Origin of the sequence: Rhizobium sp. NZLR1 (assembly GCF_017357385.1) — a bacterium.
Lineage (GTDB): Bacteria > Pseudomonadota > Alphaproteobacteria > Rhizobiales > Rhizobiaceae > Rhizobium.
This window is the reverse complement of the sequence record NZ_CP071632.1, coordinates 3,517,516-3,532,889: the sequence shown is the minus strand read 5'-3', so window position 1 is coordinate 3,532,889 and position 15,374 is coordinate 3,517,516. Positions and strand designations below refer to the sequence as shown.

Genomic DNA, 15,374 nt, shown 5'->3' with positions numbered 1-15,374 from the left:
AATGACCAGGGATCGTGAGCTGCACGCATTGCTGCGTCTAACGGCATGGCTTTCGCCGGCTTTTCCGATTGGCAGCTTTGCCTATTCGGGCGGGTTGGAGCGGGCGGTGGCCGACGGGCTGGTCACTGATGCGGCCTCGCTTGCGGCCTGGATCGGCACGCTGATCGGCCATGGTTCGGTTTGGAACGATGCGGTACTGCTGGCCGAAAGCCACAGGTGTCAGGAAGAACCCGTGCGCCTTGTCGAGATCGCCGCACTCGCCGCCGCACTTGCCGGATCGCGCGAGCGCCATCAGGAAATCATGCTGCTTGGCGAGGCGTTCCTGGCGGCGGCGCGGGCCTGGCCGGACGGCGTGTTCGATAGGTTGCCCGACAAGGTCGCTTATCCCGTTGCGGTCGGGGCGGTGACGGGTGCACACGGCATAGAGCCGGAGAAGGCGCTTGCTGCCTTCCTGCACGCCTATGTCTCACAAGCGGTTTCATCCGGCATCCGCCTCGGCGTCGCCGGCCAGAGGGACGGTGTTGCCGTGCTTGCCGGCCTCGAAGAGCGTATTGCGGAAGTCGCCCGGCGGGCGGCAGCCTCCTCGCTTGACGATCTGGGCTCGGCAACGGTGCAGGCCGATATTGCCGGCCTGCGCCACGAGACCCAGGCGACGCGGCTGTTCCGCTCGTGATGGTTCGAAATTATCACTGCGACTGCGTCATTTGACGGTGGCGTGCGATGGCAGCGTCGCTATCATCGGGGTTCGATTGGAGTAAGGCACATGAAATCAAGAAACGGACCTTTGCGGGTCGGCATTGGCGGGCCGGTCGGCTCGGGCAAGACGGCGCTGACAGAAAAGCTCTGCAAGGCGATGCGCGACGACTATTCCGTCGCGGTTGTAACCAACGACATCTACACGACCGAGGATGCCGAGGCCCTGGTGCGCATGCAGGCACTGACTTCGGACCGCATCGTCGGCGTCGAGACCGGGGGCTGCCCGCATACCGCCATTCGCGAGGACGCGACGATCAATCTCCAGGCGATCGCCGGCCTTAACCAGCGAATTCCCGATCTCGACGTCGTCTTCATCGAATCCGGCGGCGACAACCTGGCGGCAACCTTTTCGCCCGATCTTGCCGATATCACCATCTATGTCATCTCCGTCTGCCAAGGCGAGGAGATCCCGCGTAAGGGCGGCCCCGGCATCACCCGCTCGGACCTGCTCGTGATCAACAAGAAGGATCTGGCGCCCTATGTCGGCGCCGATCTCGAGGTAATGGATCGGGATGCCACGCGCATGCGCGCGGCGCGCCCCTTCGTCTTCTCCGACATGAAACGCGGCGACGGCGTCAGCTCGATCGTCAGCTTCCTCAGAGAGCAGGGGGGGCTCTGACGACCAGATCTGGCGGAAAAGATCGACGTCGCTGATAGCAGCGAAACGGCAAAACGAAACGGGCCGGGAGAGTGCTCCCGGCCCGTTGATTTTCTGGGCTTTGCTTATTCCGCTGCGAAGGGCGGCAGGCGCAGCACGTTGGTGTCGTTGCCCTTGGCGCTCTTGCGCTTGCTTTCCGGCTTTTCGATCGCGGTCAGCCGCTCCTCCAGCGAGTCGATCTCGCTGCGGTTCTCGCGGGTGACGCGAGTGAGATCCTCGCGCGACAGCGGCAGCTCCTCATTGTCCTTCCTGCCGACCAGGCGGCCGAACATCCAGCCGAGCAGGCGGGACAGATCGTCCATGATCAGGAAGAAGGAGGGCACGACGACGAGCGAGAGCACCGTCGAGACGATGATGCCGCCGATCACCGCGATCGCCATCGGCGCGCGGAACGAGCCGCCTTCGCCGACGCCGAGCGCGGAAGGCAGCATGCCGGCCGACATGGCGATTGAAGTCATGATGATCGGCCGGGCGCGTTTGCGGCCGGCTTCGACCATCGCCTCGACGCGGGCCATGCCCTGGTGGCGCATCTCGATCGCGAAATCGACGAGCAGGATGGCGTTCTTGGTGACGACACCCATCAGCATCAGGATGCCGATCATGACCGGCATAGACAGCGGGTTGCTGGTGATGATCAGAGCCGCCGCTACGCCGCCGATGGCGAGCGGCAGCGAGAGCAGGATGGTGAAGGGCTGGATCACGTCCTTGAAGAGCAGGATCAGCACTGTCAGCACCAGCAGGAGGCCCATCAACATGGCGTTGACGAAACTCTGCTGCATCTCGCTCTGCACCTTGGTGTCGCCGCTTTCGGCAAGATGCACCGTGGCCGGGATATTGGCTGATTTGACGATCTCGCGGAAGCGGGCCGAAGCCGTGTCGAGTGCTACGCCCTGCGGCAGGTCGGAGCCGATCGAAACGACGCGGTAACGGTTGTTGCGCTTGATCGAACTTACGCCTTCCGAGTAGTTGATATCGGCGACGCTTGAGAGCGGAACGGTGCCGCCGCTGGCGGTCTGGATCTTCAATGCACGGATCGCCGAGAGATCACGGCGCATGTCAACCGCCGCCTGGACCCGGATCGGGATCTGGCGATCGTCGAGCGAGATCTTGGCAAGAGCCGCATCGACATCGCCGATTGTGGCGACACGGATCGTTTCGGAGATCTGCTGCGGCGTGATCCCGAGGCGTGCGGCTTCGTCCTTGCGCGGATAAACCTGCAGTTCCGGACGGGGCAGGGCGCCGTCGGCGCTGACATTGGCAAGCAGCGGATCGGCACGGAGCTTGGATTCCAGAACGCCGACAGCGTCGTTCAGGTCTTTCTCGTTCTTGGAGAGGAAGTTAAAGGCGAGGTCGCGTTCGCCGCGATCGTTGAGTTTCAGGATATGGACGTCGGGAATGTCGCGCAGCTTGGCGAAAACTTCCTTTTCGATATCCCATTGCGGCCGTTCACGGCCGTGGACTTCCACCTTCGGCAGCATCGGACCGATGAGGGGGATGTGGCCGAGCCCGTCATTGACCATCTTCTTGACCAGCGATTGGTCGAGCTTATCAAGCGCGAGCGTGATGGTCGCACGGCGCAATTCGAGATCGCCCTTCGGCGATGCGCCGCCGAGGACGAAGACGCTTTCGACGCCGTTGATATCCTTGACCCTGTCATAGATCGCATCCGTCGTCTTCTCGGTATCGTCAAGCCGCGCATTGGGCGGCAATTCGACAGAAAGCACGATGCGCGAGGCATCTTCCGGTGGCAAAAAGCTGCCGGGAACCTGCATGAGCAGCAAAACGGAGCCGGCCAGGAAGCCGAACGCGACAAGCAGCGTCGCATAACGCGTGTACCAGCGCCCGGTCGTGCCACGTATGAGCCGTGTGTATCCACGCATCAGCAGGCTGTCATTGTCGTGATGATCGTCGACGCCGTCTTCGGCGCGCATCAGATAGGCGGCCATCATCGGGGTGATGAGGCGCGCGACCATCAGCGAGAAGAAGACGGAGAAGGCGACGGTCAGGCCGAACTGAATGAAGTACTGGCCCGGAATACCCGGCATGAAGGAAACCGGCACAAAGACGGCGATGATGGTGAAGGTGGTGGCGATGACGGCAAGGCCGATTTCATCAGCGGCCTCGATCGCCGCCCGGTAAGGGGTCTTGCCCATCTTGATGTGGCGGGCGATGTTTTCGATTTCGACGATCGCGTCGTCGACGAGGATGCCGGTCGCAAGCGTCAAAGCAAGGAAGCTGACGAGGTTCAGCGAGAAGCCCATCATGTCCATGATCCAGAAGGTCGGGATCGCAGATAACGGAAGGGCGATTGCCGAAATCAACGTCGCGCGCCAGTTCCTCAGGAACAGGAAGACGACGATGACGGCGAGCAGCGCGCCTTCGAGCAGCGTATCGATGGCGGCTTCGTAGTTACCGTAGGTGAAATAAACCGAATCGTCGATCAGTTCGATCTTCACGTTCGGGTTTTCGGTCCGGACCTTGTCGAGGCTCTGCGCTACGGTTTTGGCGACACTGACTTCGCTGGCGCCCTTCGAGCGGAAGACGCCGAAGGTGACAACCGGCGTGGCGTCGAAGCGCGAGAAGGATTTCGGCTCTTCATAGGTGTCCTTGATGACACCGAGATCGGACAGCTTGACGAAGCGGCCGTTCGGCAGCGCGATCGTGGTGTCGGCGAGCTCGGCGACGTTGCGGGCATCGCCCAGAACACGGATTGCCTGTTCGCTGCCGGCCACCTGGCCGCGGCCGGAGCCGAGATCGATATTGGTGCCGCGCAGTTGCTGGTTCACGCTTGCGGCGGTTATGCCATAGGCATCGAGCTTGCCAGGGGTGAGTTCGATGCGTACTTCGCGCTCTGCGCCGCCGTAACGATCGACGCGGCCGATGCCGGCCTGTCCCTGCAGCGATCGCTTGACGGTATCGTCGACGAACCAGGAGAGCTCTTCCAGCGACATGGCAGGCGAGGAAACGGCGAAGGTCTGGATCGCCTGGCCTTCGACATCGACCTTGGAGACGATCGGTGTTTCGGCCGTCGCCGGCAGATCGCTGCGGATGCGGTCGATCGCATCCTTGGTGTCCTGTACCGCCTGTTGCGTCGGCACTTCCATCCGGAACATGACGACGGTCTGCGAGCTGCCATCGGTCACTGTCGACTGGATTTCGTCGATGCCGGTGATGGAGGCGACCGCGTCTTCGATCTCCTTCGTCACCTGCATTTCGAGTTCGGCCGGCGAAGCGCCGCTCTGCGTCACGTTGATCGAAACGAGCGGCACGTCGATGTTTGGAAAGCGCGTGATCGGCAACGCATTGAAGGACTGCATGCCGATGAGCACCAGCAGGCAGAAGGCCAGGAGCGGCGCGATGGGATTTCGAATGGACCAGGCTGAAAAATTCATCGGATGGTCTCTTTAGTTGGAAGCCGAGGGCTGTTCACGCACCGGAGTGATGTGGTCGCCGTCACGGACATAAGCGCCCGCCTTGGCCACGACCTCGTCGCCGGTCTTCAATCCATCGACGATCTCGACATAGGCACCGTCCTGGATGCCGGTCTCGACCTTGGCGTATTTCACCACGCCATCCTCCACCTTGCGGGCGGAGGAGCCTTCGTTGCCGGTGAGCACGGCGGTCAGGGGAAGCGATACGCCCTCCGTCTCGCGAACGATGATCTCGGCGCTGCCATACATGCCGGAACGCGCCTTGCTGTCGTCGTCGATGGAGATATGGACGAGACCGAGGCGGGTGACCGGATCGACGGTCGGCGAAACCAGGCGCACGGCGCCGGAAAGCTTCTCGCGGCTGCCGGACAGCGAAATTGACGCTTTCTGGCCGCCCACCACCCTGACGATGTCGCTTTCGGCGACCTCGGCGACAAGCTCGATATCGCCGTCGCGAATGATGGTGAATAGCGGATCGCCGTTGCCGGCGGCAATGGCGCCGACCTTGGCGTTCTTCGCCGAGACCGTGCCGGCGACCGGTGTCTTCACATCGGTGCGCGCCAGCTTCAAATCGGCGTCGGCAATCTGGCTGTCGAAGACCTTGAGATCGGCTTCGGCGACTTCGATCGCCTGTTCGGCGGAGACAACGCGGGCATTGGCGGCGGCGGCAGTCGCATCGGCCTGCTCGACCTGGGCGGTGGAAACAGTGCCCTTTTTGCCCATTTCCTGGGCACGGGCCTGCTGCTGCCTTGCCTGTTCGGCATTGGCCTGCGCCTCGATGAGTTGGGCGCGCAGCTGGGCGAGGCTTGCCTCGCCCTTGGCTTTCGTCGCCATCATCTGGCTCTTTGCCAGGACCAGCGCGTCATCGTTGAGCGTCGCCAGCGTGCTCTCCACCTCAACCTTGTCGCCGATATCGGCTTTCAGCGTTCGGATCGATAGGCCCTCGACCTGCGGCTGGATATAGACTTCCTCGACGGGCTTGACCGTTCCCGTGCCGATGACACGGTCGACCAGCGTCCGGCTTGTCGCCTTGGTGACGACGATCGCCGGCAGATTCTGTTGCGGTTTTTCGACCGGCGTTTCCTGCGAGAATGCAGTGGATGCGGCGAGAGCCGCAGCAAAAAGGGTAGCGGTGCCTAGAATTCCAATCGGCTTGCGTGCCATGCGTCTTCGTCCAATCTTGTAACAAGCTTAGCCGAACTCGCGCGTGTGCCACTCAGCTCGCGACCAGGCCACTGCCTTTCCTGCATTCTCAGGGGTATCCACACATCATTGCCGTCTTCGTCCCTCGCCGGCAAATCGGCTTTTAATTGGTATCGATTTGCTCGATATGCAAGCCCGGCAGAAAACAATTCCCCATGAGCGATGATAGTTACCATCAGAACCTGAATCAATCACTGCAGGGTTATGTGAACATGACGATGATTGATCCTGCTTCCCTTATGACGTTTGACGCCGGACAAATGCGACAGTTGCAAGGCGTTTTTTCATCGGTGCCGAAAAAAAAGAAACGCGCGGAGATATCCCGCGCGTTTCGCTTTGCATTGCTTGCCGCGATTACTTAGAAGCGGCGTCGGTAATGTCGTGCGTCCAGGCGCCCGCGGGCTCCTTGCTGATGATCTTCTGGTCGAGTAGCGCCTTTGCGGTGCGGGCATAGAGTGCCTCGTCCAGCTTGCCGGAGCTGTCGCCGACCAGCTTGGCGACTTCGCCCATCATGCGCTTCTGGTGGTTGTCGTCCTGGCCGCCATTGTCCATGACGATCCCGGCGGCTTCGTCGGGGTTTTCGGTCGCATATTTCCAGCCCTTCATCGAGGCGCGAACGAACTTGACCATCTTTTCCTTGAAGGCCGGATCCTTCAGCTTGTCTTCCATCGCATAGAGACCGTCTTCGAGAAGGTCATTGCCCATCTCGGTGTAGTTGAAGACCGTCAGTTCTTCCGGCTTGAAGCCGGCATCGATCGCCTGCCAGTATTCATTATAGGTCATGACGGAGATGCAGTCGGCCTGCTTCTGGACCAGCGGCTGCACGTCGAAGCTCTGCTTCAGCACGGTGACGCCATTGGCGCCGCCTTCTGTGGACAGGCCGAGCTTGTTCATCCACGCGAAGAAGGGATATTCGTTGCCGAAGAACCAGACGCCGAGCGTGTGGCCCTTGAAGTCGGCTTCGGTCTTGATCGGGCCATCCTTGCGGCAGACCATTTCCAGGCCGGCCTTCTGATAGGGCTGGGCGATGTTGACGAGCGGAACGCCCTTTTCGCGGGCAACCAGCGCGCCGCCCATCCAGTCGACGATGACATCGGCGCCGCCGCCGGCGATCACCTGCTCCGGGGCGATATCGGGACCGCCCGGCTTAATATCGACGTCGAGGCCTTCTTCCTTGTAAAAGCCCTTGTCCTTGGCGACGTAATAGCCGCCGAACTGGCTCTGCGTGACCCATTTCAGCTGCAAAACCACCTTGTCGGCGGCCATCGCATGGGTTGCTGCCAGCGACATCGCGCTCGCCATCATTGCAACTATCAACTTTCTCATTTTCTTATCCTTACCCTCTGAAGTTATGCCCGGGCCGGTTCCAAAGCCCGGGCGCGTCTAGCCACCACGGATAGACGGATGCCAGAACGTCACCGCCCGTTCGGTCAGGGCGATGATGCCATAAAAGATCGAGCCGGCCAGCGCCGCGACGGCGATTTCCGCCCAGACCATGTCGACATTCATACGGCCGATCTCGGTGGAGATGCGGAAGCCCATGCCGACGATCGGCGTTCCGAAGAATTCCGCAACGATGGCACCAATCAGCGCCAGCGTCGAGTTGATCTTCAGTGCGTTGAAAATGAACGGCATGGCTGCCGGAAGCTTGAGCTTGAGCAGCGTCTGCCAGTCGCTCGAGGCATAGGTGCGCATCAGATCGCGCTCCATGCTGCCGGAGGCGACAAGGCCGGCGACAGTATTCACCAGCATCGGGAAGAAGGTCATGATGATGACGACCGCTGCCTTCGACGGCCAGTCGAAGCCGAACCACATGACCATGACAGGGGCGACGCCGATGATCGGCAGGGCCGATACCATGTTGCCGATCGGCAGGAGGCCGCGGCGCAGGAAGGTGATGCGGTCGGCGAGCACCGCGACGACAAAGCCGCTGAGGTTGCCGACGATGTAACCGATCAACACCGCCTTGAAGATCGTCTGCCTGACATCCGCACCGAGGATCGGCAGGGAGGCCGTGATGCGCATGCCGATGGCACTCGGCGGCGGCAGGATGATGAAGGGGATGCCGGCGCCACGCGTTGCTGCTTCCCAAAGGATGAGGATCCAGGCGCCGAAGATCGCCGGGATCAGCAGTTGGAGCGAAGATTTGCCGAAAGCAGTGACGGGCTGCAGTTTCGACAGCTCCGTGACGCATCGCCACGCAAGCAGCCAGCAGGAAAAGAGCGGCAGGAAGAAGGCTCTTGTCGCCAGACCCTCGTTGCCGGAAAGTGCGGAAAGCAGCATCCAGGCGGCACCATGCGCGCCGATGAACAGCACAGTGGCGCGGTAGGCCGGCGGTTGCGGCGCAAAAGATAGCAGGGCAGCCGCGACGACAATGATGAAGATGAGGCTTGCCGTACCGTCGGTTAAGGGGTGTGCCGCGCCTTCGGCGAAAAGCGGAAAGGTGATTAGCGACACGAGGCAGAGAAGGAGGGCCACCGTGCCCTGCCAGGAGAAGGTCAGATGTCTCATGCCGGTCTCCCGCCCATCGCGCGATCGACGATCTTCGCCGCAACCCCGACGATCGCGACCAGGATGCCGGCCAGCAACGATCCGGCGACCAGGGCCGCCCAGATATCGATGGTCTGGCTGTAATAGGAGCCGGCAAGCAGTTTGGAGCCGATGCCGGCGACAGCGCCTGTCGGCAGCTCGCCGACGATGGCGCCGACGAGGCTGGCGGCGATCGCCACCTTCATCGAGGTGAACAGGAACGGGATCGAGGCGGGAACGCGCAGTTTCCAGAAGGTTTGCATCGGGCTGGCATAATAGGTGCGCATTAGGTCGAGATGCATGATTTCAGGTGAACGCAAGCCCTTCACCATGCCGACGGCGACGGGGAAGAAAGAAAGATAGGTGGAGATCAGCGCCTTGGAGACGAGGCGGGAAGCATCGGAATCGAGGTTCAACAGATGCGCAAGCGCATTGTCGCCGGTCAGCACATTGTAGGAGATAATGACGATCATCGGGGCGATGGCGAGGATCGGTATGGTCTGGCTCGCCACCAGCCAGGGCATTAGCGAGCGGTCCATGGCGCGGTTGTGCACGATCAGCACCGCAAGAAGGATGCCAAGCAGCATGCCGAAACCGAAGCCGAGCAGGGTCGAGGAGAGCGTCACCCAGCTGTGATAGACGAGGCTGCGATTGCTGGAAAGGCTGCGCAGGACGGTGTTCTCGTAGACGTTCTGCGCCACCTGATGCGGCGCCGGCAGGATCGGCTTCGGCTGCGCCAGCGTCTTGCCGATGAATTCCAGGGTCGTCGGCGTGACGCCGGCGCGGCTGTCCATGTCGCGCTGAAACGGCGCGTTCATCAGGACGGCAGCGACATACCAGATAGCGACGAGGGCCAGCAGGATGGTGGTGACGGGGACGAGCTTGTCCTTGAAGGTATCGGGTTTCACAGCGACTGCCCCCATTTGTTGGCGTCGAATGCGCGGCCGCCCCCCTCTGCCCTGCCGGGCATCTCCCCCACAAGGAGGGAGATCGATATGTGGAAACGGCTTCCCAAAACAACGAAAGGCCCCTGATCCAGCGTGGAATCAGTGAGGACCGACGTCCTCTCCTCTTGCCGATCTCTCCCCTTGTGGGGGAGATGCCCGGCAGGGCAGAGGGGGGTGGCCCCCGAACTCAACGGCCTAAACCTCATGGCTATGTCCCGTCCTCAGCCCCTCGCGGACACGATGGGCGATTTCCAGGAATTCAGGGGTGTCGCGGATGTCGAGTGGGCGTTCGGCCGGCAGGGTAGAGTCGATCACATCGGTCACGCGGCCCGGGCGCGGCGACATGACCACGATCTTGGTCGAGAGATAGACCGCTTCGGGGATGGAGTGGGTGACGAAGCAGATCGTCTTGTTGGTGCGCGCCCAGAGTTTCAGTAGCTCTTCGTTTAGATGGTCGCGGACGATCTCGTCCAGCGCGCCGAAGGGCTCGTCCATCAACAAGAGGTCGGCGTCGAAGGCGAGCGCGCGGGCGATCGAGGCGCGCTGCTGCATGCCGCCGGAAAGCTGCCAGGGAAATTTCTTCTCGAAGCCGGACAGGCTGACGAGATCAAGCGCTTCGGCGATGCGCCTTGCGCGGTCGGCGCCGGAATAGCCCATGATCTCCAGCGGCAGGGCGATATTGTTTTCGATAGTGCGCCAGGGATAGAGCGCCGGCGCCTGGAAGACATAGCCGTAGGCGCGGGCTTTGCGGGCTTCCTCCGGCGTCATGCCATTGATCGAAATCTCGCCCGAGGTGCTCTTTTCGAGATCGGCGATGACACGCAGGAAGGTGGTCTTGCCGCAGCCGGACGGGCCGATGAAAGAGACGAAATCGCCCTTGCGGACATCGAGATTGACATCGCTCAGCGCACGCACCGGGCCGTCATTTGCCTGGTAGGTGAGACAGAGATCCTTGGCGGATACGACGGAGGGTGCTTGCATCAATGCGACCGTTCTTGTTTTCGCCGCGGGGACGCGGTTTGCATGTTACCATCGCCGCAGGCCCTGCCGGCGGCACATTTCATGGAGGAAGAGAATGGACGCGACATCAAAGCCCACCTGCCACATCGTTCGGCCCAACCATGCCTATGACGGCAAGCAGGGGCTCAGCTACTTCGAAGGGGTCGCGGCCGAGACGGTCGGCGCCAAAGGCATCTGCATGCACCTGCTGACGATCCCGCCGGGCGTGCGCGCCAAGGCGCATCTGCACGAGGCGCACGAGACGGCGATCTACATGCTCTCCGGCGAGGCGCATACCTGGTACGGAGACGAACTCGAGCATCATGTCATCGTTCATGCCGGTGAACTCTTCTATATCCCGGCCGGCGTGCCGCACCTGCCGGCAAACCTCAGCAGCACGCCGTGCACGGCGATCATCGCCCGCACCGACCCCAACGAGCAGGAAAGCGTCGTGCTTCTGCCGGAGCTGGATGGATTGGTGCCGGCCTGAGGTCATGCGCATGGAGGCAGCGGTCTCCGGTTGATGGGCGTCTTGTTGCGCACCATCGTCAGACGCCGCTCGCCGGGATGCCGTTGCGCGTCACCTTGCGCGGCGCGGTGATATCCTTCCACTGGGAAAGTGCCTTGCTGACCGCTGTCACCGGCTCGCGCCTGACGAATTCGCCGTGACCCTCCTGGGTTTTGATGGTGCTTTCCTCGATCGCGACGATCCCGCGCGTCAGCGTGTAGCGCGGCAGGCCGGTCACTTCCTTGCCTTCGAAGACGTTGTAGTCGATCGCCGACTGCTGGGCCTTAGACGAGATGGTCTTGGAACGTTTTGGATCCCAGACGACGATGTCGGCGTCGGCGCCGACAAGGATCGCGCCCTTCTTCGGATAGATGTTGAGGATTTTGGCGATGTTGGTCGAGGTGACGGCGACGAATTCGTTCATCGTCAGCCGGCCGGTGTTGACGCCGTGTGTCCAAAGCATCGGCATGCGGTCTTCGAGACCGCCGGTACCGTTGGGGATCTTGGTGAAATCCCCGACACCGAAACGCTTCTGCGCAGTGGTGAAGGCGCAATGGTCGGTGGCGACCACCTGCAGCGAGCCGGAGGCAAGCCCGGCCCAGAGCGAGTCCTGATGCTGCTTGTTGCGGAAGGGCGGCGACATGACACGGCGGGCGGCGTGGTCCCAGTCAGGATTGGAATATTCGCTCTCGTCGAGCGTCAGGTGCTGGATCAGCGGTTCGCCGTAGACGCGCATGCCCTTTTGGCGGGCGCGTCGGATCGCTTCGTGCGCCTGCTCGCAGGAGGTATGGACGATATAGACCGGGCAGCCGGCCATGTCGGCGATCATGATGGCGCGATTGGTGGCCTCGCCCTCGACTTCGGCCGGGCGGGAATAGGCATGCGCCTCGGGCCCGTTATTGCCTTCTGCCAGCAGCTTTGCCGACATCGAGGCGACGACGTCGCCGTTTTCGGCGTGCACCAAGGGAAGGGCGCCGAGTTCGGCGCAGCGCTGGAAGGAGGCGAACATCTCGTCATCGTCAACCATCAGCGCGCCCTTGTAAGCCATGAAGTGCTTGAAGGTGTTGATGCCCTTGTCGCGGACGATGGTCTCCATCTCCTTGAACACCTGCTCGCTCCACCAGGTGACCGCCATGTGGAAGGAATAGTCGCAATTGGCCCGCGTCGACTTGTTGTCCCACATTGTCAGCGCTTCCAGCAGCGACTGGCCGGGGGCGGGAAGGGCAAAATCGACAACCATGGTGGTGCCGCCGGAAAGGGCCGCACGCGTGCCGCTCTCGAAATCGTCGGAGGAATAGGTGCCCATGAAGGGCATTTCGAGATGGGTGTGCGGATCGATGCCGCCGGGCATGATGTAACAGCCCGTCGCATCCAGCGTCTCGTCGCCCGAGAGGCCCGGGCCGATCTCGACGATCTTGCCGCCGTCAATCTTGACGTCCGCCTTGTAGGTGAGGTCGGCCGTGACGATGGTGCCGTTTTTGATGACTGTGGTCATGGCTGCTATTCCTTCTCCCTGCGGTCTGTTGTTGTTACTGCTCAACTGCCATCGTGGGCGTACCACTTCGCAGGAGTGCTGCGCCCTTGGCGATAAGGCCGTAGATGGCCTCCTCACTCAGCTCATCGGGCGTGTCATGCTCTTCCTCACAATACCAGTCGGGCTGGTCAACGACATCAGTGCCGCCGACTGACATTGACCAAGAACCATCGCTTTCGCGAAAGTAGAAATCCTTGCCGTCGATCAGCCCGGTTGACTGTACGGGTTGGCTGCCTTTGGGGCGTTCGATCAATATGCCGGGCATGGAAGGGCCGAGTTCGATCCGAACGACGCTCGACCCACGCCCGAACACATAATAGGTTCGATGGGGCGTATGTGGGTCGCGGTCATCTGAATCGGCCAGTTGAACAGCAGTAGGTTTATATCGCCAGAAGCTCGATAATTGCGGAAGCCTGATTCGCTCGCCTGCTAGGTCGATGCCAATATAGTAAATTTGCGCGGCAGGGACGTCGCCCCACGGACCTTCGTTCACCGGCGTCACATTGGCATTGGCCCATGCAAGGTCGTCTGCAGTTCGCTGGTTATAGAACTTAAAAGCGTCAGCATAATCGAGATAAGTTGCTGGCTGGTCTGGCGCCATCACACCACGATCTCCGCCGTCTCCACCACCGCATGGAACAGCACGTCGGCGCCCGCCGTCGCCCATTCCTTGGAAATCTCCTCCGCCTCGTTGTGCGAGAGCCCGCCGACGCAGGGGCACATGACCATCGTCGCGGGCGCGACCTTGGCGGCCCAGCAGGCGTCGTGGCCGGCGCCGGAGATGAGGTTCATATGGCTGTAGCCAAGGCGCTCGGCGGCTGCGCGAACCGAGGCGACGAGCTTTTCGTCGAAGGTGATCGGCTCGAAGTGGCCGATCGCCTCGATGGAACAGCCGACACCCAGAGCATCGCAAATGTCAGGCGCTTCCGCTTCGATCTTTGCGCGCATGCGATCAAGCTTGGCCTTGTCGGGCGAGCGGATGTCGACGGTGAGGACCACCTTGCCGGGCAGCACGTTGCGCGAGTTCGGGGAGAAGAACACCTGGCCGACACCACCGACGGCGCCGGGCTGCTCGCCCATTGCCACGCCCTGAACCATTTCCAGGATACGGGCCATGGCGAGACCGGCATTGACGCGCAGGTTCATCGGCGTCGAGCCGGTATGGGCCTCCTTGCCGGTCAGCGTGAATTCCAGCCACCACAGGCCCTGGCAATGGGTGACGACGCCGATCTGTTTTTCCTCGGCTTCGAGGATCGGTCCCTGCTCGATGTGATATTCGAAATAGGCGTGCATCTTGCGGGCGCCGACCTCTTCGTCGCCAATCCAGCCGACGCGCTTCAACTCGTCGCCGAACAGATTGCCCTCGGGATCCTTGCGATTATAGGCAAAATCCAGGCTGTGCACGCCGGCGAAGACGCCTGAGGCCAGCATGGCAGGGGCAAAACGCGCGCCTTCTTCGTTGGTCCAGTTGGTCACGACAACAGGATGTTTGGTCTTGATGCCGAGATCGTTCATGGTGCGCACGACTTCGAGAGCTGCAAGCACGCCGAGCACACCGTCATATTTGCCGCCGGTCGGCTGGGTGTCGAGATGCGAACCGACATAGACGGGCAGGGCATCGGGATCGGTGCCGGGCCGCGTCGCGAACATCGTTCCCATGCGGTCGACGCCCATGGTCAGGCCGGCCTCGTCGCACCATGTCTTGAAGAGGCTGCGGCCTTCAGCATCGGCGTCCGTCAGCGTCTGACGATTGTTGCCGCCTGCAATGCCGGGGCCGATCTTCGCCATGTCCATGAGACTGTCCCAGAGACGGTCGCCATTGACGCGCATGTTTTCGCCTGGTGCTGCCACCATTCTTCAAGCCCTCACCTGTTTGCGGCAGCCATGCGAAGTGGCATGCCCGCCTGTTCCCGTGGTCCTTTCCTGCGCCCCCTTATTGGTTTTGTCGAGCGCCGGAAAATCGCCAGTTGCCTTTGTTTTTCATCTGGCGGATAATTTGACCGATTGGTAAACATTACAACTTCCACCGCCGGGCTCAAGACGAAAATCACGAAAATTGCCGATAAAAATACGGGCAGTTGCTCAAGAAAGCGGCAGGGTCGTCCTCCAGCTTAATCTTGAGCGAAGAAGTTGAATTTCAAGGGGAAACGACAGCCTGTGACCATACCGAGAGCAGCGAAAACCCTCAGACGAACGCGGATCCAGGAGGAGAAGGAAGAGCAGATCCTGGAGGCAGCGCTCGACGTGTTTTCGGCAAGCGGCTTCCGCGGCTCGACCATCGACCAGATCGCCGAAGTGGCCGGGATGTCGAAACCCAACCTGCTCTATTATTTCCGCACCAAGGAAGCGATGCACCGGGCGCTGATCGACCGGGTGCTCTACACCTGGCTGGAGCCGCTACGCGCCTTCGATGCCGAGGGCAATCCGGAGGAGGAGATCCGCAGCTATATAAGACGCAAGCTGGAGATGGCGCGCGATTTTCCCCGCGAGAGCCGGCTCTTCGCCAATGAGGTGCTACAGGGGGCGCCGCATATCGAAGACGAGTTGAAGGGGCCGCTGAAGGAACTGGTCGACGAGAAGGCGGAGGTGATCCGCGCCTGGGCGAAATCAGGCAAGATCGCCAAATGCGATCCTTACCACCTGATCTTTTCCATCTGGTCGACGACGCAGCACTATGCGGATTTCGACGTCCAGGTGCGTGCCGTGCTCGGGCAGGAACATTCCGGCGAGGGACGCTTCGAGGATGCGGCGCGGTTTCTGGAACAGCTCTTTATCGGCGGGCTGCGACCGGGTCGCTCCGAAGCCTGAG

At 61.5% G+C, this 15,374-nt stretch carries 14 protein-coding genes; 5 read left to right on the top strand and 9 right to left on the bottom strand.

Going from position 1 to position 15,374, the window contains the following annotated elements; genetic code table 11:
• The first annotated feature begins 1 nt into the window (after window position 1).
• Window positions 2-673 (top strand): urease accessory protein UreF, encoded by a 672-nt coding sequence (locus tag J3O30_RS17555; RefSeq protein ID WP_207581516.1) that lies wholly within the window; start codon window positions 2-4, stop codon window positions 671-673.
• Between the two features lie 90 nt (window positions 674-763).
• Window positions 764-1,375: an urease accessory protein UreG gene (gene ureG / locus J3O30_RS17550; protein WP_207581515.1), complete on the top strand. Its 612-nt coding sequence runs from the start codon at window positions 764-766 to the stop codon at window positions 1,373-1,375.
• Window positions 1,376-1,479: 104 nt separating this feature from the next.
• On the opposite strand, the gene J3O30_RS17545 is transcribed toward ureG, so the two are convergent.
• Window positions 1,480-4,806 (bottom strand): efflux RND transporter permease subunit, encoded by a 3,327-nt coding sequence (locus J3O30_RS17545; protein ID WP_207581514.1) that lies wholly within the window; start codon window positions 4,804-4,806, stop codon window positions 1,480-1,482.
• Between the two features lie 12 nt (window positions 4,807-4,818).
• Window positions 4,819-6,009 (bottom strand): efflux RND transporter periplasmic adaptor subunit, encoded by a 1,191-nt coding sequence (locus J3O30_RS17540; RefSeq protein ID WP_207581513.1) that lies wholly within the window; start codon window positions 6,007-6,009, stop codon window positions 4,819-4,821.
• A 194-nt stretch (window positions 6,010-6,203) separates the two neighbouring features.
• Between J3O30_RS17540 and J3O30_RS17535 the strand changes: the two genes are divergently transcribed.
• The gene (locus tag J3O30_RS17535) at window positions 6,204-6,410 is read left to right on the top strand and encodes a hypothetical protein (protein ID WP_207581512.1); all 207 of its coding nucleotides are present in this window, start codon (window positions 6,204-6,206) and stop codon (window positions 6,408-6,410) included.
• On the opposite strand, the gene J3O30_RS17530 is transcribed toward J3O30_RS17535, so the two are convergent.
• The 4 genes from J3O30_RS17530 to J3O30_RS17515 form a co-directional block, all read right to left on the bottom strand.
• Window positions 6,403-7,374 carry an ABC transporter substrate-binding protein gene (locus tag J3O30_RS17530; protein WP_207581511.1) on the bottom strand — a complete coding sequence of 324 codons (972 nt, stop codon included), beginning with the start codon at window positions 7,372-7,374 and terminating at the stop codon, window positions 6,403-6,405. The genes J3O30_RS17535 and J3O30_RS17530 overlap by 8 nt on opposite strands.
• Before the next feature lie 57 nt (window positions 7,375-7,431).
• A complete protein-coding gene (locus J3O30_RS17525; protein ID WP_207581510.1) occupies window positions 7,432-8,559 on the bottom strand; it encodes an ABC transporter permease in 1,128 nt (375 codons plus the stop codon).
• On the bottom strand, window positions 8,556-9,485 hold the full coding sequence (locus J3O30_RS17520; RefSeq protein WP_207581509.1) for an ABC transporter permease: 930 nt from the start codon (window positions 9,483-9,485) through the stop codon (window positions 8,556-8,558). Before J3O30_RS17520 ends, J3O30_RS17525 begins: the two co-directional genes overlap by 4 nt.
• A gap of 234 nt (window positions 9,486-9,719) precedes the next feature.
• Complete coding sequence (locus J3O30_RS17515) at window positions 9,720-10,505, bottom strand: ABC transporter ATP-binding protein (RefSeq protein ID WP_164014014.1); 786 nt, start codon at window positions 10,503-10,505, stop codon at window positions 9,720-9,722.
• Between the two features lie 94 nt (window positions 10,506-10,599).
• On the opposite strand from J3O30_RS17515, the gene J3O30_RS17510 reads away from it, so the two are divergent.
• Window positions 10,600-11,013 carry a cupin domain-containing protein gene (locus tag J3O30_RS17510; protein WP_207581508.1) on the top strand — a complete coding sequence of 138 codons (414 nt, stop codon included), beginning with the start codon at window positions 10,600-10,602 and terminating at the stop codon, window positions 11,011-11,013.
• Between the two features lie 58 nt (window positions 11,014-11,071).
• Here J3O30_RS17510 and hydA read toward each other — a convergent pair whose 3' ends face one another.
• Genes hydA through J3O30_RS17495 form a run of 3 tightly spaced genes read right to left on the bottom strand, consistent with a single transcriptional unit; the run spans window position 11,072 to window position 14,419 of the window.
• A complete protein-coding gene (gene hydA, locus J3O30_RS17505; protein ID WP_207581507.1) occupies window positions 11,072-12,526 on the bottom strand; it encodes a dihydropyrimidinase in 1,455 nt (484 codons plus the stop codon).
• A 34-nt stretch (window positions 12,527-12,560) separates the two neighbouring features.
• Window positions 12,561-13,166 (bottom strand): hypothetical protein, encoded by a 606-nt coding sequence (locus tag J3O30_RS17500; protein WP_207581506.1) that lies wholly within the window; start codon window positions 13,164-13,166, stop codon window positions 12,561-12,563.
• A complete protein-coding gene (locus J3O30_RS17495; RefSeq protein ID WP_207581505.1) occupies window positions 13,166-14,419 on the bottom strand; it encodes a Zn-dependent hydrolase in 1,254 nt (417 codons plus the stop codon). Before J3O30_RS17495 ends, J3O30_RS17500 begins: the two co-directional genes overlap by 1 nt.
• A 276-nt stretch (window positions 14,420-14,695) precedes the next feature.
• Here J3O30_RS17495 and J3O30_RS17490 point away from each other — a divergent pair, with 276 nt between their 5' ends.
• Complete coding sequence (locus J3O30_RS17490; protein WP_207581504.1) at window positions 14,696-15,373, top strand: TetR family transcriptional regulator C-terminal domain-containing protein; 678 nt, start codon at window positions 14,696-14,698, stop codon at window positions 15,371-15,373.
• Window position 15,374 lies beyond the last annotated feature (1 nt).